The organism is Nonomuraea sp. NPDC049028, from assembly GCF_043197735.1.
Classification (GTDB): Bacteria; Actinomycetota; Actinomycetes; order Streptosporangiales; family Streptosporangiaceae; genus Nonomuraea.
In genome coordinates, this window is the sequence record NZ_JBICTR010000002.1 from 125527 (window position 1) to 151444 (window position 25918).

General features: G+C 68.0%; 27 protein-coding genes, 1 tRNA gene and 2 pseudogenes. 13 read left to right on the forward strand and 17 right to left on the reverse strand.

What is annotated here, in order from left to right:
- Positions 1–5: 5 nt before the first annotated feature.
- Complete coding sequence (locus ACGFJ2_RS06875) at positions 6–455, reverse strand: hypothetical protein (RefSeq protein WP_357941536.1); 450 nt, start codon at positions 453–455, stop codon at positions 6–8.
- A gap of 242 nt (positions 456–697) precedes the next feature.
- Here ACGFJ2_RS06875 and ACGFJ2_RS06880 point away from each other — a divergent pair, with 242 nt between their 5' ends.
- The 4 genes from ACGFJ2_RS06880 (at position 698) to ACGFJ2_RS06895 (ending at position 5129) form a co-directional block, all read left to right on the forward strand.
- On the forward strand, positions 698–2242 hold the full coding sequence (locus ACGFJ2_RS06880) for an amidohydrolase family protein (protein WP_357941538.1): 1545 nt from the start codon (positions 698–700) through the stop codon (positions 2240–2242).
- A gap of 248 nt (positions 2243–2490) precedes the next feature.
- Positions 2491–3516: an alanine racemase gene (locus ACGFJ2_RS06885; RefSeq protein ID WP_393465559.1), complete on the forward strand. Its 1026-nt coding sequence runs from the start codon at positions 2491–2493 to the stop codon at positions 3514–3516.
- Between the two features lie 26 nt (positions 3517–3542).
- Positions 3543–3923, forward strand: a complete 381-nt coding sequence (locus ACGFJ2_RS06890) for a Rid family detoxifying hydrolase (protein WP_357941542.1) — start codon at positions 3543–3545, stop codon at positions 3921–3923.
- A gap of 9 nt (positions 3924–3932) precedes the next feature.
- Positions 3933–5129, forward strand: a complete 1197-nt coding sequence (locus ACGFJ2_RS06895) for a hypothetical protein (protein ID WP_358206059.1) — start codon at positions 3933–3935, stop codon at positions 5127–5129.
- A gap of 90 nt (positions 5130–5219) precedes the next feature.
- On the opposite strand, the gene ACGFJ2_RS06900 is transcribed toward ACGFJ2_RS06895, so the two are convergent.
- Positions 5220–5765 carry a TetR/AcrR family transcriptional regulator gene (locus tag ACGFJ2_RS06900; RefSeq protein ID WP_357941546.1) on the reverse strand — a complete coding sequence of 182 codons (546 nt, stop codon included), beginning with the start codon at positions 5763–5765 and terminating at the stop codon, positions 5220–5222.
- 4 nt (positions 5766–5769) lie between these two features.
- On the reverse strand, positions 5770–6390 hold the full coding sequence (locus tag ACGFJ2_RS06905) for a LysE family translocator (protein WP_357941548.1): 621 nt from the start codon (positions 6388–6390) through the stop codon (positions 5770–5772).
- A 103-nt stretch (positions 6391–6493) separates the two neighbouring features.
- Between ACGFJ2_RS06905 and ACGFJ2_RS06910 the strand changes: the two genes are divergently transcribed.
- Entirely contained in the window at positions 6494–9238 is a 2745-nt protein-coding gene (locus tag ACGFJ2_RS06910; RefSeq protein ID WP_358206073.1) for an AAA family ATPase, read from the forward strand.
- A gap of 406 nt (positions 9239–9644) precedes the next feature.
- Here the strand turns inward: ACGFJ2_RS06910 and ACGFJ2_RS06915 are convergent, their stop codons facing one another.
- Positions 9645–10031 (reverse strand): response regulator, encoded by a 387-nt coding sequence (locus tag ACGFJ2_RS06915; RefSeq protein ID WP_357941552.1) that lies wholly within the window; start codon positions 10029–10031, stop codon positions 9645–9647.
- Positions 10032–10147: 116 nt separating this feature from the next.
- On the opposite strand from ACGFJ2_RS06915, the gene ACGFJ2_RS06920 reads away from it, so the two are divergent.
- Together ACGFJ2_RS06920 and ACGFJ2_RS06925 are read left to right on the forward strand one after the other, a co-directional pair.
- Positions 10148–10219: transfer RNA gene (locus tag ACGFJ2_RS06920), tRNA-Arg, on the forward strand.
- 221 nt (positions 10220–10440) lie between these two features.
- Complete coding sequence (locus ACGFJ2_RS06925; RefSeq protein ID WP_393465567.1) at positions 10441–10863, forward strand: hypothetical protein; 423 nt, start codon at positions 10441–10443, stop codon at positions 10861–10863.
- Between the two features lie 315 nt (positions 10864–11178).
- Here ACGFJ2_RS06925 and ACGFJ2_RS06930 read toward each other — a convergent pair.
- Positions 11179–11574: pseudogene (locus ACGFJ2_RS06930) on the reverse strand (recombinase family protein); the annotation flags it as partial.
- Here ACGFJ2_RS06930 and ACGFJ2_RS06935 point away from each other — a divergent pair.
- From ACGFJ2_RS06935 to ACGFJ2_RS06955, 5 genes are all read left to right on the forward strand, one after another.
- Positions 11533–12126: a DUF6153 family protein gene (locus ACGFJ2_RS06935; RefSeq protein ID WP_393465570.1), complete on the forward strand. Its 594-nt coding sequence runs from the start codon at positions 11533–11535 to the stop codon at positions 12124–12126. The pseudogene ACGFJ2_RS06930 and the gene ACGFJ2_RS06935 sit on opposite strands and share 42 nt — an antisense overlap.
- Positions 12127–12183: 57 nt before the next feature.
- The gene (locus tag ACGFJ2_RS06940) at positions 12184–12801 is read left to right on the forward strand and encodes a DUF305 domain-containing protein (protein WP_357941560.1); all 618 of its coding nucleotides are present in this window, start codon (positions 12184–12186) and stop codon (positions 12799–12801) included.
- A 213-nt stretch (positions 12802–13014) separates the two neighbouring features.
- Complete coding sequence (locus ACGFJ2_RS06945) at positions 13015–13461, forward strand: hypothetical protein (RefSeq protein ID WP_358206910.1); 447 nt, start codon at positions 13015–13017, stop codon at positions 13459–13461.
- 210 nt (positions 13462–13671) lie between these two features.
- Positions 13672–14673 carry a hypothetical protein gene (locus ACGFJ2_RS06950; RefSeq protein ID WP_357941564.1) on the forward strand — a complete coding sequence of 334 codons (1002 nt, stop codon included), beginning with the start codon at positions 13672–13674 and terminating at the stop codon, positions 14671–14673.
- Between the two features lie 65 nt (positions 14674–14738).
- Entirely contained in the window at positions 14739–15359 is a 621-nt protein-coding gene (locus ACGFJ2_RS06955) for a MerR family transcriptional regulator (RefSeq protein ID WP_357941566.1), read from the forward strand.
- A gap of 24 nt (positions 15360–15383) precedes the next feature.
- Here ACGFJ2_RS06955 and ACGFJ2_RS06960 read toward each other — a convergent pair whose 3' ends face one another.
- From ACGFJ2_RS06960 to ACGFJ2_RS07015, 12 genes and pseudogenes are all read right to left on the reverse strand, one after another.
- Complete coding sequence (locus ACGFJ2_RS06960) at positions 15384–15572, reverse strand: hypothetical protein (protein WP_357941568.1); 189 nt, start codon at positions 15570–15572, stop codon at positions 15384–15386.
- Positions 15573–15669: 97 nt separating this feature from the next.
- Complete coding sequence (locus ACGFJ2_RS06965; RefSeq protein WP_393465576.1) at positions 15670–17220, reverse strand: multicopper oxidase family protein; 1551 nt, start codon at positions 17218–17220, stop codon at positions 15670–15672.
- A 58-nt stretch (positions 17221–17278) separates the two neighbouring features.
- Positions 17279–17641 carry a hypothetical protein gene (locus ACGFJ2_RS06970; RefSeq protein WP_357941572.1) on the reverse strand — a complete coding sequence of 121 codons (363 nt, stop codon included), beginning with the start codon at positions 17639–17641 and terminating at the stop codon, positions 17279–17281.
- An 88-nt stretch (positions 17642–17729) separates the two neighbouring features.
- Positions 17730–18296, reverse strand: coding sequence for a HoxN/HupN/NixA family nickel/cobalt transporter (locus ACGFJ2_RS06975; RefSeq protein WP_393465579.1), 567 nt, complete (start codon positions 18294–18296; stop codon positions 17730–17732).
- A 43-nt stretch (positions 18297–18339) separates the two neighbouring features.
- Positions 18340–19113 carry an SDR family NAD(P)-dependent oxidoreductase gene (locus ACGFJ2_RS06980; protein WP_357941578.1) on the reverse strand — a complete coding sequence of 258 codons (774 nt, stop codon included), beginning with the start codon at positions 19111–19113 and terminating at the stop codon, positions 18340–18342.
- Positions 19114–19284: 171 nt separating this feature from the next.
- Positions 19285–21723 carry a heavy metal translocating P-type ATPase gene (locus tag ACGFJ2_RS06985; protein WP_393465583.1) on the reverse strand — a complete coding sequence of 813 codons (2439 nt, stop codon included), beginning with the start codon at positions 21721–21723 and terminating at the stop codon, positions 19285–19287.
- A gap of 153 nt (positions 21724–21876) precedes the next feature.
- Complete coding sequence (locus ACGFJ2_RS06990) at positions 21877–22563, reverse strand: VanW family protein (protein ID WP_393466993.1); 687 nt, start codon at positions 22561–22563, stop codon at positions 21877–21879.
- A 42-nt stretch (positions 22564–22605) separates the two neighbouring features.
- Positions 22606–22899 (reverse strand): annotated as a pseudogene (locus ACGFJ2_RS06995) (peptidoglycan binding domain-containing protein); the annotation flags it as partial.
- Positions 22811–23383, reverse strand: a complete 573-nt coding sequence (locus ACGFJ2_RS07000; protein WP_393465585.1) for a peptidoglycan binding domain-containing protein — start codon at positions 23381–23383, stop codon at positions 22811–22813. The gene ACGFJ2_RS07000 and the pseudogene ACGFJ2_RS06995, both read right to left, overlap by 89 nt.
- 69 nt (positions 23384–23452) lie before the next feature.
- Positions 23453–23890 (reverse strand): hypothetical protein, encoded by a 438-nt coding sequence (locus tag ACGFJ2_RS07005; protein WP_393465588.1) that lies wholly within the window; start codon positions 23888–23890, stop codon positions 23453–23455.
- Positions 23891–23908: 18 nt separating this feature from the next.
- Positions 23909–24859 carry a M56 family metallopeptidase gene (locus ACGFJ2_RS07010; RefSeq protein ID WP_393465591.1) on the reverse strand — a complete coding sequence of 317 codons (951 nt, stop codon included), beginning with the start codon at positions 24857–24859 and terminating at the stop codon, positions 23909–23911.
- Positions 24856–25218 (reverse strand): BlaI/MecI/CopY family transcriptional regulator, encoded by a 363-nt coding sequence (locus ACGFJ2_RS07015; protein WP_358176952.1) that lies wholly within the window; start codon positions 25216–25218, stop codon positions 24856–24858. The genes ACGFJ2_RS07010 and ACGFJ2_RS07015 overlap by 4 nt, the downstream gene beginning before the upstream one ends.
- A gap of 220 nt (positions 25219–25438) precedes the next feature.
- Between ACGFJ2_RS07015 and ACGFJ2_RS07020 the strand changes: the two genes are divergently transcribed.
- Entirely contained in the window at positions 25439–25846 is a 408-nt protein-coding gene (locus tag ACGFJ2_RS07020; RefSeq protein WP_393465594.1) for a four-helix bundle copper-binding protein, read from the forward strand.
- Positions 25847–25918 lie beyond the last annotated feature (72 nt).

Genomic DNA, 25918 nt, shown 5'->3' on the forward strand with positions numbered 1-25918 from the left:
TGGTCCTAGCAGTGGGGGTTGGCGGCCTTATAACCGTGCTTGAACGTCTTCGACCGGCCCTTGAAGTGCTTCTTCACACACCGGTGGAACCTGGCCGCGTCCGCGGCGCCCCGTCTCTTGCCCTGGTGCCTGGACTGGGCGCGCCCGGAAGTACCGCCCCCGCCACAGCCGGCGTGCTTCCGGCCCACCGCCCAGCCGACCTTGTAGCCGAGTCTGTAGTCCGGCTGGCCTGAGGCCGGGTGTTTACCTGGGCGGGAGGGCTGGCACCGTACGCCGTTGGCATAGCCGTCGGAGTAGCCCTTCGGGCAGCCCTGGCCCTTGTCGTCGCACGGGTTCAGCCGTGTCGACAGGGCCGCCGTACGGGTGGCCGGGATCGCCGCGGTGAAGCCCTGAGGCAGGGCGAGGGCGGCGACAAGAGCCGATCCGAGGACGACGAGCGCACCTCTTTCGATCATGACCTTCTCCGTCTCCGGCGAAGAGCACGGCCATGTGTCCCGCCTCGACCAACGAGCGTCTTGAGGTAATTCCCGCTCATATAGTGGACAAATAGCCATGTAGCGCATTAACCATCTCAAGCTTGATCAAAAGTGATCATGTTCTGTTTTGTCGGCCGTTCGAGTCGACGACAGCCGCCGGACGGGTTTCCCGGGTAGGACCGCAGCCGCGCGGTACCTGCTGGATCATGTTTAATCCTTGAGTGGCTTTCGATGTGATCATCAGCGGCGGACACGTGCTCGACGGGACGGGGGCGCCGCCGTACCGAGCCGATGTGGCGATCACCGGCGACCGGGTCGCCGCCGTGGGCCGCCTCGACGGCGCGGAGGCCGCCTCCGTGATCGACGCGAACGGACGGTTCGTCGCACCGGGGTTCATCGACTGCCACGCCCACGGCGACGCGGCCGTCTTCGACCCCGCCGTACAGTTGGCGACGCTTCGCCAGGGAGTGACCACTTTCGTACTGGGACAGGATGGCCTGTCCTTCGCCCCCGGCTCCGCCGACACCGTCGCCTACGCCGAACGCTACTTCGCAGCGGTGAACGGCCCCCGTGTCTCGGATGGCGTGCGTTCCGGTGGCGGGCTGTCGGTCGCCGAGTTGCTCCAGGGGTACGACCGCGCGGTCGCGCTCAACACCGCCTACCTGATCCCGCACGGCACGATCCGCTACGACGTCATGGGCCCCTCCTCAGGCGTCCCCGCACCCGACGAGCTGACCCGCCTGCTCGCCCACGTCGAACGCGGCCTGGCGGACGGCGCGGTCGGCCTGTCGAGCGGCCTGGAGTACCTGCCGGGCCGCTACGCCTCAGCGGCGGAACTGGCCGCCCTGTGCGCACCACTCGCGGGCCTGCCGTACGTCACCCACATGCGCGCCTACGGCGAGCGAGCCGACGTAGGCATGTCGGAGGTCGTCGAGATAGCCCACCGATCCGGTACGGCCGTGCACATATCCCACCTGCACGGACCCGCCGACGTCCTGCTCCCCCTGGTGGAGGAGGCACTGTCCGATGGCGTGGACCTGACCTTCGACTCCTACCCCTACCTGCGCGGCAACACCATCCTCGCGATGGTCGTCCTGCCACCCGAGGTCCCGGGCGCCGAGCCGGACCGCGCCCTGGAGATGCTGTCGTCCGGGGAGCTCGACGCCTGGTGGCCGGAGCTGGCGCAGACCTGGCCGCGCCTGACCATCTCCCACGCTCCCGGCCTGGAGTGGGCGGAGGGCCTGGGCATGGTCGAGGCGGCCGAGCGGGCGGGCTTGGCGCCGCACGAGTTCTGCCGCCGCCTGCTCATAGAGACGCGCCTGGAGGCGGGCTGCGTGACGGCGCGTCCCGACGAGGGCCCGGAGGGGGAGGAGTCGGTACGCCGCGTGCTGCGCCACCCTTCGCATACGGGCGGCTCGGACGGCATCTACGTGGGCGGGCACCCGCATCCTCGTGGCTTCGGCGCGTTCGCCCGGTTCCTGGGACGGCACGTGCGTGAGCTGGGCGACTGGACGTGGGGGCAGGCCGCCGTTCACCTGTCGTCGCACCCGGCGCGACGCTTCGGCCTGACGGACCGCGGCCTGCTCCGGCGCGGCTTCGCGGCCGACGTGGTGGTGATCGATCCGGCGACGGTGACGGACCTGGCCACGTACGAGACTCCGCGCACACCGGCGATGGGCGTGGACGACGTGCTCGTGTCGGGGGTGCCGGTGCTGGCGAACGGCGTCTTGACGGGCAAGACTCCGGGACGAGCACTGCGCCCGTAACCGGTCGGCGCCCCCTGGAACCACGGACGGGGCCCAGAATGCGCACGTCACGGCGCCCAGCCACCTCCACCGGAGGAGCGTGCCCCTGGACAGGGCCCGGCCCCGTGCGGCGGGTGGGGCTCACCGGGCTTGCCGTACAAGATCATAAAATAAACATGAGATAGGGTCAGGCGCGGACAAATGGGGGTGTTGTGCAGGGAATCCACGAACACAATCGGTCCGTCTTCGACGGGGCCACCCTCCCCCTGATGCTCGTGCATCAGGAGGCGCTCGAGCACAACATCGCGACCATGGCCGCCTTCGCCCGCGATCACGGCATGGAGCTGGCGCCGCACGCCAAGACGCACATGTCCCGAGAGATCGCCACCATGCAGCTCGAAGCGGGCGCATGGGCGCTCACCGTGGCGACGGCGCGGCAGGCGATGGCGGTGCGGGAGTTCGGCGCGGCCAGGGTCATGGTGGCCAACCAGATGGTGGACCCGGCCGGGCTGGAGTGGGCGGCGACGGAGCTGGCCGCCGACCCGGGCTTCGACTTCCTGTCCTTCGTGGACTCCGTGGCCGGGGTGGACATCCTGGCCCGGCATGCCTCGTCGCGGCCGTTCAGCGTGCTGGTCGAGCTCGGGCATGAGGGCGCGCGGGCCGGGTGCCGGACGCTGGATCAGCTGCTGGAGGTGGCCGCGCATGTACAGCGGACCGACGGGGTGGAGCTGGCGGGTATCGCCGGGTACGAAGGGGCGCTGAAGACGGCGCCCGAGGTCCGGAAATATCTGTATCTGTTGCAGGATGCCGCCGAGCACATCCGCGTCAAGAATCCCATCCTGACCGTCGGCGGCAGCCAGTGGTTCGACGTGATCGGGCGCGAGCTCGTCGCCACCCAGGCCAGGATCGTCCTGCGCGCCGGAGCGTACGTCACCCACGACGACGGCTACTACCGCGAGCGCACGCCCTTCAACCGCGTCCCCGGCGAGCTGCGGCCCGCGATGGAGGTGTGGGCGCACGTGCTGTCCACGCCCGAGCCGGGGCTGGCGATCGTCGGCCTGGGCAAGCGGGACGCGCCGTACGACGAGGGCCTGCCCGTTCCCCGGCGCGGCGGCGTCACGATCGTGAAGATGCAGGACCAGCACACGGTCGTTCGCGCCGACGGGCTCAAGCCGGGCGACCTGCTCGCCTTCGGCATCTCGCACCCGTGCACCGCCTTCGACAAGTGGCGCACGCTCCCGGTGGTCGACCGGGACTACCGCCGCGTCGGCACAATAAGCACCCAATTTGGCTGATAAATGCTGGTAAATAGGGAGATGTTGTGAAGAAGGAATTGAGGACCACCGAGGGCGCGGCCCCGGTCGGCGCGTACTCCCAAGGTCTGGTCGTCGGCGACTTCGTCTACACCTCGGGCGCGGGGCCGCTCGACCCGCAGACCGGTGAGGTCGTCGGCGACGACGTGGCCGCCCAGACCCACCAGACCATGCGCAACCTCGGCGCCATTCTCGCCGCCCACGGCCTCGGCTTCGACGACGTGGTCAAGGCCACGGTCCACCTGCAGCATCTCAAGCGCGACTTCGCCGCCTACAACGAGGTGTACAAGTCGTACTTCAGCCAGCCGTACCCAGTCCGCACGACCGTCGGCTCGGACCTGATGGACATCCTGGTGGAGATCGACTTCGTCGCGCACAAGAGCGCGTAAGGTCGGTCCGTGGACAGTTCGGTGTACGTCTTCGTCGAAGATCTACGCGGCGAGGGCGTCGAGCGGGTGCTCGACAGGATCAGCGGGTACGGCGTGGCGGGCGTGACCGTCGGCGCCGTACACCACGCCTCCCGCGACGTCACCCCGCACGGACTGTCCAGGCTCACGCTCCGCCACGACGGCGCCCACTTCGTCCCGCCGGCCGACCTGTTCTCCGGTCTGCGGCTCAGGCCGACGGCCGGATACCAGAACGCGCTCGACGGCCTGCGCGAAGCCTGTTCGGAGCGAGGGCTGAAGCTCCATGGCTGGACGGTTTTCCTGCGCAATGCCACGATCGGCACCCAGCATCCAGATGTGACCGTACGCGACTGCTTCGGCGATCGAGGCTCGCTCACCGACCTGTGCCCGGCGCATCCCGATGTGCGGCAGTACGCCGTCGCGTTGGCCAGGGCGGTCGCCCGGCTCGGCGTCGACAGCGTCGTGGCCGAGTCACTGCACTTCAGACCGCTCAAACCGCAGCGCTCGTTCGTACCGCTCGGGCCGATGGACGCCTACCTGTTCGGCCTGTGCTTCTGCGACTACTGCATGCGCCGGGCCACCGACCTGGGCGTCAACGCCGAGGTGGCCCGCGAGGAGTGCGCCAGGATCGTGGGCGGGGTGTTCGACGGCGATCCGCCCGCGCAGGGCGAGGTGACCCGGGCGGCGCTGACGGCGTACGCGGGGCCCGAGGTGGTCGCCTACGCCCGCGCCCGGTCGGAGACCGTCACCACGCTGGTCTCCGAGGTGGCCTCCGCCGTGGCGGACGAGGGCTCCAAGCTGGTGTTCATCGACTCCACCGGCGCCGTCAAGGGCTACACCGACGGGCTGCCCTCGCCCGGCCTGGCCGCGCACGACGCCTGGCAGCTGGGCGTGGATCTGGTGGCGCTCGGCGACCTCGTGCCCGCGTTCGGGGTGCTCGCCTACGCGCGCGACGCCGCCCGGGTGGCCGACGACGTGGGCGCGTATCTGCGGTCGGTGGGCAAGGATCGGGAGGTACGCGCGGTGCTGCGGCCCGGTTATCCCGACAGCGACTCGGCCGATCGGCTGGTCGCGAAGGCGCGGGGGGCCAAGGCGGCGGGGGCGTTGGCGGTGGACTTTTACGCCTATGGACTGATGTCGTACCCGGTGCTGGACCGCATTCCGGCCGCACTTGCCGAGGCCCTCTGACAGGCTGCGTGGGCGGTCCCGATTTATCCCACTAAGACATGACACCGCCACCAAGCATCACGGGCACCGCCTGGCTCGCGAAGTCGTCCCTTAGGACATGACACCATCGAGCACCATGGACACCGCCTGACTCGCGAATTCGTCCGTGAGCGGCAACCCCCGGAACACCGCCCTGACCCACACCGCCCCGGCCAGCAGATCGACCACGAGCATCGGGTCGACCGACCGCTTCAGCTCGCCCCGCCGTACCGCACGCTCGAAAACCTGCCGCTCCCGCGCGAACCGATCCGCGAAGAACCGCCGCGCGTCCAGCTCGGGATGGCGTACGGCGGCGCCGAGCGCGGCCACCGCGATGTCCCTGGCCGGCGGCTGGGTGAGGAGCCGCCTGACCCCCTCCACGAGCGCGACGAGATCGCCACGCAGGCTCCCCGTGTCCGGCGCCTCGAACTCCAGCGCCTCCGCCTCCACCAGCGCCGCCCCCAGCAGTGCGGCCTTCGACGGCCACCAGCGGTAGATCGTCGTCTTGTTGACGCCCGACCGCTCGGCCACGCCCTCGACGGTCAGACCGTCATACCCCTTCTCCGCGACCAGCAGCAGCGTCGCGTCGAAGATCTCCTGCTGCTTCCTCGGCGCCATGCGGTCATTTTCTCCCGGCGAACGCCGTGATCACGCCCAGCCCCAGGTACACCACACCGCTGAAGAGCCGCAGCCCCCTGGCCCTCCTGACGAGGCGGCTGCCGAGCGCCCCGGCTGTGAACGCGTACACCAGGTCAGAGAGCACCCCCAGCACCAGCAGCGTGACGCCGAACACCACGATCTGCAGCGCCGGCGACCCCGCAGACGGCTTCACGAACTGTGGCAGCAACGCCAGGAAGAACAGCGTGACCTTGGGGTTGAGCAGGTTCACCACGACGCCTTCGAGGAACACCTTGCCGAGCGGCTGCGGCGGCCGCGCCACCTCGGATTCGGCCTGCTCCTTGCCGGTGAGCGCGCGTACCCCCAGATAGACGAGATAGGCGACTCCTGCCCACTTGACGATCCCGAACAGCGTCGCGGACCTCGTGATCAGGTACGAGAGCCCGGCCGCGGCCGCCACGATGTGCACCAGCGTGCCGGTCTCCACGCCGAACGCGCTGGCCAGCCCCGCCGCCCGGCCCTGGGAAAGGCCCCTGGCGGTGATGTAGAGGTGGTTCGGACCAGGGATGAGCACGAGCGCGAGCGAGGCGCCCACGAAGAGCACGTACGTGGACCAAGGGATCATGAAATATAAGCGTAAAGCGGCTTTGGCCCGCTGTTGAGAGCCAATCGGGTACCCCGTTCCTGGGCCAATCGGAATGTCGGCCAGGCGTGGCATAGTTGCTGCCGTGAAGGGTCTCCTGGTCGGGCGCGCTGCTGAGCTGGCGAGACTCGCGCGTGTGCTCGAATCCGCCGCTCTCGGCACCGCCGAGGTGGCGCTCGTCGGCGGCGACGCCGGCATCGGCAAGACCCGGCTGGTGTCCGAGCTGGTCGCCGAGGCCGGTTCCCGTGGCTTCAACGTGCTGGTCGGGCAGTGCGCCGAGCTGGGCGACACGCTGCCCTACCTCCCGCTCGCCGACGCCCTGCGCGGCGCCGAGCCCGCCGTCCGCGAGGCGGCCGCCGCCCATCCCCTGCTCGGCCAGTTGCTGCCGGGCGTGGAGAGCGCGCCTCCGGCGGGGCTCACGCAGCAGCGGCTGTTCGGCTCGCTGCTGGGGCTGCTGGCCGAGGTCCAGCCGGTGCTGTTCGTGATCGAGGACCTGCATTGGGCCGACCGCTCGACCCGTGACCTGCTGGTGTTCCTGAGCCGCATGGTGCAGAGCGAGCGCGTGTGCGTCGTCGGCACCTACCGCACCGACGACCTGCACCGCCGTCATCCCCTGCGGCCGGTGCTGGCCGAGCTGAAGCGCCTGCCCAGCGTCACCCACCTGGAACTGGGCCCTCTCGACTCCGGCGAGATGTCTGATTACGTCGCGACATTGGGCGATGTGGACGCACAGGAGCTCGGCGTGATCGTCACCCGCGCGGGCGGCAACCCGTTCTATGCCGAGGAGCTGTTCGCCGCCCTGGCCGAGGGCGACACGCTGCCCGACGGGCTGGCGAGCCTGCTGATGTCCCGGGTCGAGGTGCTGTCCGAGCCCGGCCAGCGAGTGCTGCGCGCCGCCGCGGTCGCCGGCCGCCGCGTCGAGGACGAGCTGCTGCGCGAGGTCTCCGGGCTCCCGCTGGCCGACTTCGAGGAGGCCGTACGCGAGATCGTCTCGCGCGGCCTGCTCCGCGTCGACGGCTACGGTTACGCCTTCAGGCACGCTCTGCTGCAGGAAGCCGCCTACACCGACCTGCTGCCCGGAGAGCGCAGCAGACTGCACGCCGACTTCGCACGACTGCTCACCTCGCCCGCCGAGCTCGCCCACCACCACCTGGCCGGCCACGACCTGGCGGGAGCCCTGGCAGCCTCGGCGAAGGCCGGCCGGCTGGCCGAGCGCCTGGGCGCGCCCGCCGAAGCCCACAGCCACTACGACCGGGTGCTGAGCCTGTGGGACCGAGTCCCCGACGCCGCCGAACTCGCCGGTGAGGAGCGGGCCACGCTGGCCTTCCGCAGCGCGGTGATGGCGGCCGACAGCGGCGACAACCACCGCGCCGTCCAGCAACTGCTCGCCCTGCCCCCGACCTCCGAGGTCAACGAGCGGCTGGCCTATTACCTGGTCGAGCTCGACGACCAGGAAGGCGCCATCGCCGCGGCCCAACGTGCCGTCGAAGCCGCCGCCGACCCGCCCACCCTCGCCCGAGCCCTGGCCACCCATGCCCGTACGATCACCTGGTCCGCCTGGCACGCCGAAGCCGAGGACATCGCCCGCCGCGCCATCGAGACGGCCAGAGCCGCAGGCGCCCGCGACGCGGAAGCGGGCGCCCTGCTCACCCTGGCTCTGCACGCGGAAAACGAAGGCGACATGACCCGGGCCCGCTCGCTCGCCCAGACCGCCGCCGCCGCGAACACCGGCCACCTGGCCATGGACCTCCGTGCCCGCTTCCACTACGCCCGCATCCTCTACGAGCAGGGCCTGCTCGTAGAGGCGGCCGAGATCGCCGACGCGGGCATCCACCTGGCGGTCGAAACCGGCCTCAACTGGAGCACCTACGGCACCGACCTGCGCTTCCTTCGCTTCCTGATCCACTACGTGGCCGGCGAATGGGACGAGGCCGAGGCCACCGCCGCCGGCTTCGGCGCTCGAGTCGGCACACTGCCGGAGGCGGTCCTGTCGTCGTTCGCCCTGTTCGTAGAGGTCGCCCGCGGCCTGCCCGCCGTCGAAGCCCGCCTCAACTGGCTACGCCCGTTCTGGTCCGACCTCCTCGTCGCCTACATGTCCCGAGGCATGGCCGCCGAACACGCCCTCTGGTGCGGCGACCCCGCCCTGGCCCTCGAACACGTAGAGGCCGCCATGGCCACCCTCGAACCCGGCGAGACGGGCACTTTGCGCGTCGCCGCCATCGGCCTGTGGGCCCTAGCCGACCTAGGACAGGTGGAGGGCGCCGACGACCTCCTCAACCGCGTCCGCTTCGCCGTCGAATCCGGCCCAGTGGGCGAACGTGGCCCCATGGGCCCGGAGGGCCAAGCCTGGGCCCTGCGAGCGGAGGCCGAATGGCACCGCGTCCACGGCCGCCTCGACGTGGAGCTGTGGCGGCGCGTGGTGGCGGCATTCGACTTCGGCTTCGTCTATGAGGCAGCCCGCGCCCGCTGGCGCCTCGCGGAGGCCTTGCTGGCAGCAGGCGCCCGTACAGAAGCCCAGGCCGAGTGGGACCTGGCCCGCGAGGCAGCCGGCAAACTCCGCGCCACGCCGTTGGAGACCGCGCTGAGCGACTTCGCCCGCCGAGCCCGCTTCACCACCGGCGGCGGCGGGCATGGCGACGGGGGCCTGACGGCACGCGAGACCGAGGTGCTGAGGCTGGTGGCGGAGGGGTTGACGAACCGGGAGATCGCGGAACGGCTGTTCATCGCGCAGAAGACGGTGAGCGTGCACGTGTCCAACATCTTGGGCAAGCTGGAGGTCTCTACGCGTACACAGGCTGCGGCGGAGGCCCGGACACGCGCACTGCTGTAGCCCCGACGACCTTCGTGCGCTCCTCTTGCCCTGTGCCCTCACGCGGCTGCACTGGGCGCCCGTGGCCCTGCGTGCTGCCCTAGCTCTATCGCTCTATGCCACCCGCACGCCTGCACTGGGCCGAGGACCGATAGCCCCGCGTGCCTGGCTGTGGCGGACGCTGACGCTTCGGTGGTGGGGGAGTGGCCCGACGACGACGTCGACGGGCCCTGAGGTCGGCACATCGGGACACTTCGCGCATTCTGCGCCGCAACTGCCCACCCCGCCCGACCCAAACCCCTACCAGAATCCTTCACCCGAACAGCGACCTGATTGACGGCGATCACCATCGAGGCCGCTCGATCTCAACGCCCATCGAGGCGCTTGAGCTCAACCCCACTCACTCGTTGAACGAAACGAGTTGGGCTCAGACCCGGCTTCCCGCCGCAAGATCGCGGACCACCTCAATGAGCTCCGCCGGGTCGAACGGCTTGGTGAGATAGGCGTCGACGCCGATCCCTCGCCCCCGCCGCTTGTCGTCGTCCTGCGCCCGCGCCGTGATCAACACGACCTTGATGTGACTGGTCGCCTCATCGGTACGCAGCCTCTCCGCTGTCACCCAGCCGTCAAGAAACGGCATCATCACGTCAAGCGTGATGACATCGGGCATGACATCGAGCACCCGCTCGAGACAGTCCTGCCCATCGGTGGCGGTGGCGACTTCGAACCCTTCCAGGCTCAAGTTCACCGCGATCAACTGACGGATGACCTCGTCATCGTCCACGACCAGTACCCTGCCAAGAACCTCGCCCACGGCCGCAAAGCTACCCGTAGTGGCGCGGTCACGTGGGGTTTTCCTTGGATGTGTGGCTGGACCTTTATCGTGGTGCGGAGTGGTGGCCCGATACTGGTAGCCTTATCACTCGTTGAGCCCCCTTAGCTCAGGGGATAGAGCACCGGCCTCCGGAGCCGGGTGCGTAGGTTCGAATCCTACAGGGGGCACTCATCAGATCTGCGTAGCGGGCACTCTTCGCCTTTCGGGGCAAAGGGGGCCCGTTTTCGTCTTGTTGAGGGCGGTTCGCCCGACTTGCTTCACCGCGATGCGTCGGGAGGCGATCGGTCGCTGATGCGCCAGGCGGTCTCGACCCGACCGACACGGTGCAGGTCACGGGCCTGCCGGAAGGTGACAGCTCACTTACCACTTTTCTGCTCACCGTCATCAGATGGCCGATCGTGTCACTGTCCAGCGTGACCCTGATGGTGGCGAGGTTGGTGCGGGCGTCGTAGCGGATCTCCAGGTTGAAGACCTCGAACAGTTCACGCTGGAGTTCCTCCGGGGCGTGCGCCAAGTTGCCGGTCAGGATGGGCAGGCGGTCGATCAGATCTTCCGCGTGGTCGGGTTCAGGCGGGTTGGCGTCGAGTTCGGCGAGCCGGTCGGACCTGGCGCGGTGGTCGGACTGCAACTCGATGAAGCGGACGTTCAGCTTCTGTGCCAGGACCGGATTGAGGTCGGTCTCCTCGAACTGCCGGGTCAGTCGGTCTATACGCAGGCCCAACTCGGTCAGAGTCCGACTCACCGCCCCCCGGGTCGCCTTCCAGTCCGTCAGTGCCCGTTGGTCGGTCTTGGGCAGTTCGACTGCCAGTAGTTCACGGCGGTGCGGTCCGAACACGCGGCGCGCGAACAGGTCGTGAACGGCCGTGAGGAGATGGTCCTCACGGACTCGAATGCCAGTGGGGTGGCTTTCCGGAACCGCTCGGTTCTTGCGGTTCTGACCCGGCTGGCAGGACATGTAGACGGTCTTGGCGGCATGACGCAGATCGCATTTGCCGTACATGCGGGTGCCACAGATCTCGCATACAACGAACGACCTCAGCACATAGGTCCGCTTGGTCTGGGGATGCTTGTTCACCGTTGAGCCGACGCGCGAACGGGCACGCTGCCGGCCGACGCCTTGGGCGGCGTCGTACATCTCGCAGGTGACGAGCGGTTCGTGCGTGGGGTAGTCGGACCAGACCCAGGCGCTGGGCGGGTTGTTTGTGCCCCGACCTTTGCCCTTGCGGCTGGTGGTGGCCTTGCGGTTCCACACCATGTAGCCGGTGTACTTGGGTTCTTCGGGATTTCGACGATGGCAGAGCGCCCCCATCCGGGCGTGCCGCGGTAATTGGGATTGAGCGACTGCCCTGGGGGATAGCGGTCCAAGGTCGGCGTTGAGCCGATCGACGATGTCGCCGTACCCGAGGTGCTCGGTGACCCGCCAGGTGTAGATCTGAGTGACGATCGGTCCTTTGATGGGATCGGGGATCAGGCGCGTCTTGTGCTTGCCTTCGGCGGCTTTGGCGGGCACCGGGTGGGGCACCTTGTCGGCGCGCTTGCCGTTCAAGGTGATGGGCTCGTCGGCGGCGAACAGGGCGACTCCGGCCTGCTCCAGATCGTGCAATGCCGCAATGTTCTACGACCCATCCTCGTAAGATGTCTCATGTACGAGGAGGGCGCCATTGCGATTCGGGGGACGATGGGCAGGTCAATCCGCGTTACCGGGCTGGCTGCCGGGCGTTGGCTCCTGTTCGTCATGCTCGTACTTGGCGTCTGTGGGATGCACACGCTCGGGCACGTGGCCATGGGCGAGATGTCCGGCGACCGCGCCATGGAGTCGCACCAAGCGGCTGCAGCGCTGCCGTCCTACGCCAGTCGGGTGTTGAACGATGAGATGCCCGGGCTCGACCCGACGTCTGTCTGCCTTGCCGTACTGACGTCGCTTCTGACAATCGCGCTGATCGCGAGCGCCGCCCTGGCGCGGTGGACACCGGAGGCCGAGTCCAGCAGGCCCTCCTGGGTGGCCCGGACGGCTAGGCCGCCTCCCTCGCCGACCTCGATACAGCTGGCTCACCTATCGGTGCTGCGCATATAGGCCCGGCTGCTTGGCAGCTCAGGACCCGTACGCAGACCAGCAGAGAGATGGCCAAATATGACCACGAACCGGGTATTCAGCATCGGCATCGCCGCAGGCGCCCTGGCGCTGCTAACGGCGTGCGGCGGGGGCAGCGAGCACGACATGTCCACCATGTCCAGCAGCGCTCCGGCCGCTAGCCAAGCGAGCAGTGCTCCGACCGCGACCGAGTCGAGTAGTGCGGCGTTCAACGACGCCGACGTGATGTTCGCGCAGATGATGATCCCGCACCACCAGCAGGCGGTCGAGATGGCCGAGATGGCGGAGACGCGCGCGAGCGACAAGGAGGTCAAGGAGCTGGCTGCGAAGATCAAGGCGGCGCAGGATCCGGAAATCCAGACCATGCAGGGCTGGCTGAAGACCTGGGGCAAGCCCGCGCCCTCCGGCGGCATGGGTCACAACATGCCCGGGATCATGTCCGAGGCGGACATGAAGAAGCTGGAGGCGGCCAAGGGCGCCGCGTTCGACAAGCAGTTCGTCCAGCTGATGACCGCTCACCATAACGGGGCGATTGAGATGGCCCGCACCGAGCAGTCCCAGGGCTCCAACCCTGAGGCCAAGGCTCTGGCCAAGACCATCGAGACCGCCCAGCAGACGGAAGTCGAGCAGATGCAGGGCCTGCTCAAGCGACTCTGACCAACAGCGGCACCCGGGCTGCGGCCCGGGTGCCCATGGTTCAGCGAGGCCATACCCTTTCGCGGCCGGCTCCGTACCGCTGGGGGCGCCACAGCCGCCGCCGAGGCGCATAAGGGGCTGTTCGTGACCACGCTTGACCTGGGGCTCCTCCGTCGTGGAAGAGGCCGGATACGAGTTGGTGAACGCCTAGGGGCTGCGAAACGTCAAAAGGGTATGGCCGCCATACTGCGGATCAGCCTCCTATGCGCCATCGTGGGCGCGGCCCTGGCGGTCGCGCCGGCAGCTGCTCTCGCCGACTGCACAGGGACCCCTCCGCCTTCTCCGCACGTGTTCATCGGCGTGGTGCTGTCGGTGGAGCGAGAGGGGCGCGTCGCGCACGTACGCACGGACGACGGTCAGGACGTCCAAGTGGTCGGTACGCCGTCGGAGAGCGGTATTACTACGGCTGATCGGACGTATAAGACCGGTGCGCGGTACGAGTTCCATCCGCTCAACGCGAGCAGTCCGTTCCAGGACAACGCCTGTACTCGTACCAGGTCGATCGCCATCGAGCAGGGCGGGACCTCCCCGTACCTGTTGGTCTTCCTAGGTGTCGCGCTGGTGGGCGGAGTGCTGGTTCTCTATCGATGGCTGCGCCGCGCTCCTATAGCTGATAGTTGACCTATCAGCTCGACACGACGATTGCCGCAGGTTGACGGGATGCGGTAATGCGGAATCGCCATGCCCTCTTGTCCGGCTTTGACCAGCCTGTTACGTTTCGTTCGCCTCAGATCTGACATGCGTAACAAACGCTGGCACGTGCCTTCCGCACTTTCACCCCCCCGTGTCGAAGGAGGTGCAGCCTTGCGACCCATCAGGGCAGCACTCGCAATGGCCGCAACGATCGGACTCGTCCTGGTCTCCACAACGCCACCCGCGTTCGCGCACCAGTGGGGCAGCTGGCACTGGAACCGCTACGGCGCCACCGTCACCATCCAGATCCAGGACACCGCGACCAACTTCAGCCAGGCCGAGGCGTCCATCAACGACTGGGACAGCCACACCCTCCTGTCCCTGCCCCGTGTGGGCTCCCACACCGACATCAGTGTCTTCGACGGCAACTATGGCAACACCGGCTGGGGCGGCCTCGCCGAGATCATCAACTACACCTCCGGCAGCCACATCACCCACGGTCATGCCCGGCTGAACTACTACTACAGCTACACCTCGGCCGAGAAGACCGGCATCTTCTGCCAGGAGGTCGGCCACCTGTTCGGGCTGGACCACTCCAACGACGGCTGCATGGGGATGGGCTACTACAACAACCTCACTAACACCGTCCAGCACAACTGGAACGACATCTCGGCCATGTACCGCACCTCGCACCACACGGCGGCGGTCGAGGGCACCGAGACGATCGGCGGCCCGCCGCAGTACGCGGCCATCTGGCGCAGCCAGCCCAGGTCACTGAGCCAGGCGGTACGGATGGGCAGCGCGGTGGTGCGGGCGACCGTGACCGAGGTGCGTCAGGCAGACGACCTGGTCGTCGGAGCCCAGGCCGAGCCGGGCGGAGTAGACCGGGTGCCCACCCAGGCGATCACCCTGCGGACCGATGAGACCCTCAAGGGGTCCGCGGACGCGACGGTCACGCTGTTCAGGACCGGTGACGACGCCTCCGGCATCGCCGACGACCCGGCCTACCAGATCGGCCAGCAGTATGTACTGATCCTGGACGGCAAGCGGACCGACGGCCGGCAGGTCGTACTTTCACCCGAAGGCCGGTACCTGCTTGACGGCGGCGTGGTCCGCACCTTCAGCACGGTTCCGGGTGTGGCGCGTCTGAACGGCACGCAGCAGGACGCGTTCCTCGCCCAGGTCCGTCGCCACGCATAACGGCAATACAGGTCAGCGGGGTGGGTGGGACTCACCCCGCTGATGTCCGTCTCGAACCGGTAGGGGTGAGCACCTTGCGGATAGGCGAGCTGAGCAACAAGAGCGGCTTGTCAATCGCTACGATCAAGTTCTACCGGCGCGAGGGCCTGCTTCCTCCTGGGCGTCCGCTGCGCTGCAACCAGGTCGAATACGACGACGGCCACCTCTATCGCCTACGGCTGATCCGGGCTCTGGTAGAGATCGGCGACCTGTCACTGCCCACCATCCGCACACTAATCGACGCGACGGAGGACCCGTCGCAGCCGGTACGGCAACACCCGCCCGCGGGTTCGCGGCGCACCCCGATTCGGCCCGCCAAGTGGGGCCAGACCAGGGAACAGCTGATCAACCTGCTCCTTGCGGGCGGATGGCGGGTGCAGCCCGAGGCGGAAGCGCTCGACACGGTGGCGGACGTGCTCGTGGCCTTCGAAGAGCTCGGCCACGACCTCCAGCCCGCCCTGCTGGCCGGATACGCGCGGCTCGCCAGGGAAACGGTCGCCATCGAAATGCGCCTGGTCAGAACGTCGCGTCGAACTCCGCCGCTGACGCAGGCCGCCGTCTTCTACGAAAAGCTCTTCGACGCGCTGCGACGGCTCGCCCGAGCGGACTGCCACGTCGGCAGGAGGCAGGCAAAGGCCACCGGGTAGGCAGATCTCAGGTGACGCCCGCTATCAACGCCGTGACCACCTGGCGCAGCGTTCACGCAGGTCGGGGGCATACAGGCCACGGGTGAGCAGGAGCTGGTGCGCCGCGCCGACCAGCGCGAGCGCGAGCGAGGCGGTGTCGGCGTCCGCCGCGACCCTGCCCTTGTGCTCATGAGCAGTGAAATCACCACCCAGTAGTGCTGGAACAGTCCCCATCTGGTGCCCCATGACCGCAGCAGTCCGGTGGCCAGCGAGGCGATGCTCACGGGAACGAGGACGTACCAGCCGATCACGTCCAGCGTGAGGTACGCGATCAAGTCTGCTGGTATCCGAGGAGGGTCATCATCCCGGACTCGGCGTGGTAGACGTTGTGGCAGTGGATCATCCAGATGCCCGGGTTGTCGGCGTTGAAGTCCACGTCGAGCTTGTCGTTGGGCATCACGATGGCGGTGTCCTTGCGGATGCCGGTGGGCAGGGCGAAGGTGTGTCCGTGCAGGTGCATCGGGTGCCACATGGTGGTGCGGTTGACGAAGGAGAGGCGGACCCGTTCTCCTGATCGGATGGGCGTGATGGTCCTCGGGTCGTACTTCTTGCCGTTGATCGCCCAGCTGTAGTCCATCATGCTGCCGGTGAGCTCCAGCCTGATGGTCCGATCCGGCTGCTTCTGTGGGAGTCGTACGGCGTCCTGGGGTTGGAGCTTGGCGTAGTCGATGACGTCGCTGTCCAGCTCTTTGGGGCGCAGCGTGGGGTTTGGCGCGGAGGCTTGCGTGCTGGTTCGGATCAGGCCCCGGGTCAGCGCGTCCTTGCCCTCCGCCAGGGCGACCAGGGGGAAGACGCCGTCTTTGAGGGTGACCAGGACGTCGTAGCGTTCGCCCATGCCGATGAGCAGCGCGTCGGTGTCGGCGGGTTGTACGGCGAAGCCGTCGGTGTGGGTGACGGTCAGCCGGTGACCGGCGAGAGCGACGCGGAAGGCGGTGTCGCCGCCCGCGTTGATGATCCGGATGCGTAGCCGGGTGCCCGGCTTGGCGCGGAAGGTCGCCGGATCTGCCGGGATGTGGCCATTGAGCAGGAAGTGCGGGTAGCGCACGTCGCCCGCGTCGCCGCCCAGCAGCGGACTTGTCGCCCCCATGAGCATGTGGTTGCCCATGCCCGATGATGGGCTGGGCGTCATGTTCATGCTGCCGTGGTCCATTCCGGGCATCGAGGACGCCGACGAGCTCGGTTGCATCATGCCGCTCATACCGCGCGAGAGCTCGGCCAGTACCTCGTCCGGGTTGCCGGTGACACCGTCGAGCCAGTCGTCGAGTACCACGACCCATTCCTCGTCGTAGTCCAGCGGCTCGCGCGGGTCCTCCACGATCAGCGGCGCGTACAGGCCGCGGTCCAGCTGGGTGCCGGAGTGTGGGTGGAACCAGAAGGTGCCGGGATGCGGCGCGGTGAACTCGTAGACGAACTCGGCCCCTGGCTTGATCGGCTGCTGGGTGACGCCGGGCACGCCGTCGGCGTCGTTGCGTAGTGCCAGGCCGTGCCAGTGGATGGTGGTGTCGGTAGGCAGTTGGTTGGTCAAACGGGCCCTTACCATCTGGCCCGCGTTGACGCGGATCTCGGAGCCGGGGATGCGCCCGTCGTAGGCCCAAGTCCGTACTGTCGTACCGCCCAGATCCACCTGCGCTTGCGCGGCGATCAGGCGGAAGTCCCTGACGGTGCCTGGCCGGCGGGCTTGCTCCGCGGCCCGCACTTGTGCGCCAGTCGGCGTGACATATGCGGGCGATGGGGTGGGGCCGGCATCGCTGCAGGCGGTGAGTGCGGCTCCGCCCAGCAGGCCGAGTCCGGTTCTGAGCAGGGTGCGTCGATCGATGTCCATGGGTGTCGCCTCGTTTGTAAGGTCGCGCTCAGTGGGATGACGGCGGTCCGGGGACGGTCTAGATCCGGAGCACGACCAAGCGCGTCAGCTCGGGCGGCGGCGGTCCGCGCAGGGATCGACTGAACCAGAGGCCCCCACGCGATCCCGCGTGTGAAGGAGCCTGGCCGGCACTGCCGGAGCGCGGCCGGAGAAGCAGCCAACCGGCGGCCACGCCGAGAATCGCCAGGCATACCCAGGCCGATGTCGTCGGATCGCCGGGATGCTGTCCCGAGTGGGAGATGACGTCGCTCAACGAGGCGTGGTTGCCCACCATGGGCGAATCGTGCTCGCCCGCATGGCCGATCGTGTGCATCGCCATGACGCCGAGAACCACGAGCATGAGCAGCATCAGGCGCGGAACGACCCGATGCGCATGCTTCATGAGCAGAGCATATGGCAAGCGCTATGGTGCGTCGTAAGATACACCGCCTTTCGCCATGATCGGCAGCGAAGTAGCAGGTGAAGCTTCCCTACAATTTACTATCAGCAGTAGCAGTGGTTCTGTACCGTTGCTCGATTTTGGCCAGCCTCCAGTACGCCATGCTGCCCAGCCAGGTGATCAGGAACGTCCCGACGACGAAGTAGCCGATCGTGTTGAGATCCAGGCCGGTGAGGAGGGCCCAGGGCTGGCGATCGGCGACGCCGAGCTTGTCGGTCAGCACGACGATGAGCTCGATCGTGCCGACGACGAACGCGACGAAGATCGACAGGCTGGTGGTGGACAGGTTGTAGTAGATCTTGCGCAGGGGATGAGAGAAGGCCCAGCCGTAGGCGCGGCACATGAGGGCGCCGTCGAGCGTGTCCCACAGCGACATGCCGGCAGCGAAGATCAACGGCAGTGAGATGATCGCCAGCGGGGGCAGGGCGCCGCCCGAGGCGGCTCCCGCCGAGATGCCGATGACGCCGACCTGGGTGGCGGTGTCGAAGCCGAGCCCGAACAGCAGGCCGACGGGATACAGCTGCCGGCTGTGGTTGATGAAGCGGTTGTAGCGGCTCTTGAAGACGCGGTTGAGCAGGCCGCGCTCGGACTCGTACATACTGTGGCCTGCCGTCAATCCGTAGGCGCTGCCAATCCGAGACTCAGGGTGCCGAGAGGCCCCGCGATGCGCGGCCCATCAGGGTGATGGCGGTCCGGCGCGGTAGCAGATGGCTGATCAGCGGCGCGCAGGCACGCATCAGTGCACCCGGGACGATACGCGGTCCTCGCCCAAGTGCCCGCAGGGCGGCGGCGGCCACGACGTCGGGCGTGACCGTGCCGGGGGCCGGCTTGGCCATGGCCTCGCGCAGGTTCGGTGTCGCGACCGCCCCGGCGACGCAGGTGAGGACATCGACACCGCTGCCGTGAAGCTCCGACCACAGCCCCTCGGCCAGCACGGCGCCGAACGCCTTGGTCGCCGCGTACGCCGCAATGCCGGGCGAGCCCTGATTGCCGGCCAGTGAGGACATCACCACGAGCCCGCCACGGTGCCGGGCCGCCATCGCCGGCAGGTAGTGCCGAGCCAGCAGGAGGGGAGTGCGGCAATTCAGGTCCAGCATCGCGGTCAGCGCGGCCTGATCGAGGTCCAGGAACGAACCGACCGGCGCGTATGCCGCGTTGCACACCACCAGTCCGACCTCGCGGTCCTCCGTGGCCGCGAACACCTCAGCCAGCCCGTCCGCGGTGGACAGGTCGGCGCTGACGGTAATCGTCTGGACGCCCAGCTGGGTGGACAACTCGCTCAGCGGCTCCGGACGCCGGGCGACCAGCACCAGGTTGAGCCCCCGCTCGGCCAGCGCGCCCGCGAACGCGGCGCCGATGCCCTCGGAGGCGCCGGCGATCACCGCCCACTTCCCGTACTTCTGCGCGAACCTCATGCCATGACCGCCGATCTTGAGGACAAATGCGTGGAGACAGTAGCAACCGCCCCGTGAACAGACTTTGCCGGGTCGCTTCCGCGATGATCGCGTCCTCATAGATCTGGTGGTACGCCTCAATCACATCGCTGCCTGGAAGGTGCTGTGCAGCGCGAGCGAGGGATGGGCGACTCATCGGGCCGGGAGAGGTTCGGCGTCTGCGGCTTCGACCTTGCCTGGGACGGGCAGGCGCAGGCGTTTGAGTGCCAGGGCGTTGACGGCGACGATGACGCTGGAGCCGGACATCGACAGCGCGGCGATCTCGGGGCGCAGCACCAGGCCGAAGGCGGGTTCGAAGACGCCCGCGGCGATGGGCAGGGCGATGGCGTTGTAGCCGATCGCCCAGCCGAGGTTCTGACGCATCTTGCGCAGGGTGCCGCGGCCGATGCGCAGTACGGTGGGCACGTCCAGCGGGTCGGAGCGCATGAGCACCACGTCGGCGGTCTCGATCGCCACATCAGTGCCTGCGCCGATGGCGATGCCCAGGTCGGCCTGGGCCAGGGCGGGCGCATCGTTGACGCCGTCGCCGACCATGGCGACTTTTCGTCCGGCCGCCTGCAGTTCGCCCACCTTGGCGGCCTTGTCGCCGGGCAGCACTTCGGCGATCACGGTGTCGATGCCCAGTCGTTCGGCGATCCGCTGGGCGGTGGCGGCGTTGTCGCCGGTGAGCATGACGACCTCGACGCCGAGTTCGTGCAGGGCGGCCACCGCCGCCGCGGAGGTCTCGCGGGGCGCGTCGGCGATGCCGATCACCGCGGCCACCGTGCCGTCGACGGCCACCATGACCGCCGTCCGGCCGCCGGCGGCCACCTCCTCACGGCGCGGACCGAGTTCGCCCAACTCGATTCCCTCGCGCTCCAGCAGGCGCCGGTTGCCCACGACCACGGTGTGTCCGGTCACTTCGGCGATCGCACCATGCCCCGGCACGTTCTCGAACCGGTCGGCGTGCACGATGCCCAGGCCACGCGCGTCGACATGGTGGACGATCGCCTCGGCCAGGGGATGCTCGGATTCGCGTTCCACGGCGGCCACCAACCGCAGCAGTTCGTCTTCCGTCCAGCCGTCGGTGATCACATCGGTGACCTCGGGTTCGCCCTTGGTCAGGGTGCCGGTTTTGTCCATGACCACGACCTGGATACGTGCGGAGGTCTCCAGCGCCATGGCGTTCTTGAACAGTACGCCGCGCTTGGCGCCCAACCCGGTGCCTACCATGATGGCCGTAGGGGTGGCCAGGCCGAGCGCGTCCGGGCAGGTGACGACCACCACCGTGATGGCGAACAGGATCGCGGCGCTGAACGGCCGACCGGCGGCCAGCAACCAGACGGCGAAGGTGAGTCCACCGCCGATCAAAGCGACGAACACCAGCCAGAACGCGGCCCTGTCGGCCAGACGCTGCCCGGGGGCCTTGGAGTTCTGGGCCTGCTGGACGAGCTTGACGATCTGGGCCAGCGCGGTGTCGGCGCCGACGTTGGTGGCCCGCACCCGCAGCGTGCCGTTGCGGTTGATGGTCGCTCCGACGACGGCCGAGTCCGGCCGCTTGTGCACCGGGAGGCTCTCGCCGGTGACCATGGATTCGTCCACCTCGCTCTCGCCCTCCTCGACGACGCCGTCGACGGGGACCTTGGCCCCCGGGCGGATCAGCAGCAGATCCCCGACGGCCACTTCGGCGGTGGGCACCTCCACCGGCTGTCCGTCGCGGATAACGACCGCCTTGGGCGGGGCCAAGTCGAGCAGGGTACGGATGGCGTCGCTGGCGCCGCCCCGGGCGCGCATCTCGAACCAGTGCCCCAGCAGCACGAACGAGGCCAGCACGGTGGCCGCCTCGTAGAACACCTCCCCACCGCCGGTGAGGGTCACCACCACCGAGTACAGCCAGCCCGCGCCCACTGCGACGGCGACCAGCACCATCATGTCCAGGGTGCGCGCCCGCAGTGCCCGCACTGCCCCGTCGAAGAAGATCCAGCACGAATAGAAGATCACCGGCAGGCTGAGCAGCAACGCCCAGACGTCTATGCGCAGCCCGAACGGCACCGCCAGGTTCAAGCCCAGCACGTCTCGGCCGATCGGCGACCACGCCACGATCGGAACCGACAGCAGCGCCGCCACCAGGAACCGGTTGCGCATGTCGGCCACCATCGCGGCCATCGACATGCCGGCGTGCCCGCCATGTCCCATCATCTCGTGCGGAGAGGATGGCTCCCGGCCGTCGCCGTGTTCTGCCTGATGCTCTACGTGTGCGGGCGCTGCGTGGCTCCCCGGTATGTTTTGACGAGGCTGGCCGGGTTCGGCCATCGGGTCGCAGATGTGAGACGGCACCGCCTGCCCGGCGCAGTGGTAACCGCACTCGATCACCCACTTCCGGAGGTCGGCCAGCGACGTCCGGGACGGGTCGAACACCACCGTCGCCGTCTGGCCGACCGGATTCACCTCGACGTCGAGCACGCCTGGCCGGCGGCCGAGCCGGGCGGCCACGGCGTTCTGCTCCGACGCCCACTGGAGGCCGCTTACGTCCAGGATCGCGGTGCGGGAGCCCTTGTGATGATCGTGGTGGGCATGCATGGGACCTGTCACGGGCCTGCCTCCTTCACACCGGAGGGTGCCCGGCAGGCACTCTCCTATCACGTATCGTAGATTCACTCTTCCTGGCTCCGGACTGAGGCTCACGCCCAGTCATGGCGCTCGCCGACTCCACGCCGCGGATCGCACCGACCACCCCAAGAGCCCTTAAGTGCAGGTGAGGCGGGGTTCGGGGGCGTACACGGTGTGAAACTGCTGCTTGCGTACGGTCTTGCCGTTCTCTTTGAAGATGCGCCACACGTCGATGGTGAAGCCCTCGGCGCCGCCCATCGGGATGCACTCGGGGCCGGAGTCGGTGATCGTGGTGATGGGTTTGACCTGGTAGCGGGATGAGCTTTGCGACTCGATGTCGTAGCGCTTGGTGCTCCAGAACTGGACGGTGATCGAGGTGCCCGTGTACGAGGTTTTGATCAGCACGCCGTACGGGGAGTCGTTGCGCCAGCGGAAATCGGGCTGGGGGAAGGAGACCGTGGACTCACGTCCGGCCGGGTATCGGGAGATGTAGTACTGGTGCGGAGTGTGCTGCACGTCTTGGAAGCCGCCGAAGAACACCGCGTTGAACATGGTGGTGGCGAACTGCGAGACGCCGCCGCCGACGTCGTTGACGAACCGGTTGTTAAGGATCATGGGTGCCTCGACGAAGCCGCGTGCCTTGTCCCGCTTGCCGACCAGGCCGTTGAGCGAGAACGTCTCGCCGGGCTTGACCACGTATCCATCGACGATGTCGGCGATGCGGTGGATGTTGGTCACGCGTGGCGCGCAGCAGGGATGGCGGGTGGTGAAGGAGCTGACCTTCTCCTTGATGCCGAGCTTCTTGGCCGCCTCGGTGGTCACCCGAGGTTGTGTCTGGGCGACGGGCACGTCCACACGTCGGCCGCCCGCCGCCAGAGTGGCGGAGATCGCCGTGCCAAGGGCGTTGACGTCGATACCGCGTCCAACGCGGGCGTGGATGAGTTGCGGCTTGCCGTTCGAGATCTTGAACGAGGCGTCCCTGGGGCGTTGAGGGGGCAGCGCACGTACTTGCAGGTCGACTGACTGGCGTTTGCTGGTGAAGGCCGCGCGTATGGCTCTCCCTGCGGCTTCACGGTCGAGAGCGCGTCCGGCTTTTGGGCCGTACGACCTGAGGTTCGAGCCCGCGGTATCGTACGGTGCCCTCGCGGGGCGTGGCATCGATGCTCTTGGCCAGGTCGGCGAGCTTGGTGGTGAGGCGCTGCTCGTCCACGGTGACCGTTGGCTGGAGTTGACGGCTGCCGAAGAGTGATCGGAGGATGCCCGCCGGCGTGGTCGCGCCGTCGAGGGCGGCCCGTACGGTTGCTTCTGCATCGAAGGCCAGGCCCAGGTCGGCGGGAGTCACCCGTCTGGTCTTGCCGACCGCGACAAGCGCGAGCGGAAGCGCGGTCCGTTTGCCGAACTCCCGCTCCAAGCGGGAGCGGGCTTCGGCCGGAGACAAACCGCCGATGTCGACGTTGTCGACACGTGTGCCCGGCGGAACCTCTCCGGCAAGCGCGATGGCGGGCAGGGCGTAAGCCAGCACTGGAACGGCGATGACGGCGGTCACGACGACGGCCAACCGGGCCCGCCGACTCCGCAGGGCACGCCGGGAGCCGCTCCGGGACACCGGCGGGCTTGGCTGGGTGCTCGTCGAGCGGTTCATGGCGTCGCGGGACGGTAGGCTGACATCCCTAGCCGTGGATCGCGCATGGGAAGAGCGTAGCCCGCTCTACTAACATTCATAGTAGGTAGGGCAAATCTTGAGGGCGCGCATCCGGCGGCGGAGCGCCTCGCCGAGCATGAACACCGAGGCGATCGCCAGTACAGGCTGCACCGGAGCGAAGTAGGTGAGTGCGCCGCTCGTCCCGAGAGCGGTGACGACGAGCTTGTTGCATATGGGGCAGCCGACGGCGAAGGCAGAGAGCAACCCTCCGCTCAGCGTCTTCTTCTGCTGGCTCGGCGGGGGCTGAACCGGGGCGACATAGGTGGCGACGATCAGACCGCTCAGGATCGCGGTGACCAGCCACACCGGGTAGTTCCACCACAACACCGGCGTCATGCGGGAAAAGTACGAGGTGGGAATGATCCCGGTGGGAACGCCGACGATCACTGCGGTGACGCACCCGGCCACGAATCCAACGAGCCACTGTCTCCTGGTCCAGATACGCATCGCGAGAGGTCCTTTCGACTACCCGATGACCGGGCAGGAAATCAGAAAGGTGATCAAGGAGGGGACGATCAGCGCGAACCCCGGCGCCGCCAACAGCCCGCTGACACCGAGAATGCCAAGCACTCTGTCGCGCCCGCAGGCCGGCGTGACGGGGCTGAGCAGGCGCTTGACACGGGTGACGGTCGACTCGCCGCCGGCTCCCAAGGTGGCCGCGGGGGTGGATGCCCTGGCGACGGCTATCAGCGCCGACGCGATTACGCCGCGCGCATGCTTCCGTGCGGCGACGTCATCGGCCAGCAGTTCCACAAGGTGGGGCACCGCGGTTCCCGTCGCGGCGAACACGGGAAGTCCGGGAAATGCCTTGGCGGCGACCTGGGCGGCCGTGAGCAGGAGGTGATGACGGCCGGTCACATGGGCCCGTTCGTGGGCGAGCACCGCAGCCACCTGACGGTGATCAAGCGCCGCGAGTGCTCCACTGGTGATCACGATCACAGCGCGGCGGCCTGGGACGCAATAGGCAGCGGGCTCGTCGTGCTGGACGACGAGCGCGCCGAGCTCTTGCCGCTCGCGTCCGATCAGCCGGACAGCCTTCCGGTGCCTGATTCGGCAACGCCGTCCGGTCCAGAGCACGGTCAGGCTGGCCCAGCCGACCCTGATGGCGATGCCGCCGGCGACGGACAGGCCCGCCAGCGCGGCCAGCGGGCGGGCCGTGAACGGAGAAACATGACCCGACAGCATCTCACCACAGGTTATGATCAGCGCGGCGACCTCGTCCCCGATGGCGTGGGCGGGGAAGGCGAGCTGCAGCCCGGCCAAGGCTCCCGACGCGATCACCGATGCACAGCCGGCCAGCCACGCGGCGATCGACAGCCGGGGAGAGTCGCGAAGCCGTTGGCTGCGCATGATTAGTCGTGGCAGTCCCCATGCCGTGATCGCCGCATGCGCAACAAGGGCGCCCTCGACGATCACTGCTGGTCGCTTCGGTGAATGGCGGCATCGAGGGCAGCGTGCTCCTCAGGGGTGAGCCGCTCCAGGAAATGGACGAGCGTCATGGCCTGGTTGCCGCCCTTGGCCAGGGCCTCCTGCATGATCTGGGCGCTGTAAGCCTCGTGGCTCATCACGGGCTCGTACAGGTAGGCCCGGCCGGATGGGTGGCGGCGCAACAAGCCCTTCTTGTGGAGGTTGTCCATGACCGTCATCACCGTGGTGTAGGCAAGGACCCGGCGGCGCTGCAGCGCCTGAAGCACCTCACGAACAGACACAGGGCCGTCGCATGACCAGATGTGGCCCATGACAGCGGACTCCAGCTCACCAAGACCGCGCGCCATCCCGCCCCTCCTAATCCTATCCATCATAGTAGCGATGGTTGGCGACGGCGCGAAGACTGCTGCTCGGATGTGGCCCGTCTCCCTGCATTCATCTCCGTCCGGAGCGGTCGACTATCTACTGCTTCGTGTAGTGGGAGAGGTGTTACGTGCGCGGGGGGATGGGTAACGGAGGTCTGAGCCGCCGTCGCGGTGGCCGGTGCAGCGAAAGCGAGGACGAGAGATGACGTTGCAAGTCGGGGAGATGCTCTCCGCCTACCCCAAGGACCTTGGTGATGTCAACCAGGCGAAGCTTACGAAATGCATCGAAGAGTGTCTCCGGTGCGCTCAAACGTGTACGGCCTGCGCGGACGCCTGCCTGAGTGAGGACATGGTGGCCGAAATGGTCAAATGCATACGCAGCGATCTGGACTGCGCGGACATCTGCGAGACCACTGCGCGCGTGCTCTCGCGGCACACGGGCTATGACGCGAACATGACGCGTGTGGTCCTCGAAGCCTGCGCCCAGGCATGCAAGGCGTGCGGCGACGAGTGCGGGCGGCACACCAAGCACGCCCACTGTGGCATCTGTGCACAGGCCTGCCGTGACTGCGAACGCGCTTGCCGGGACCTGCTTGGGGTTCTCGGCTAGGCCTCGGCACGACCGGAAGTCGATCTCCTAGGACGACGTGCCCGGCATCACGGGGGCGAATGCCGAGTACGT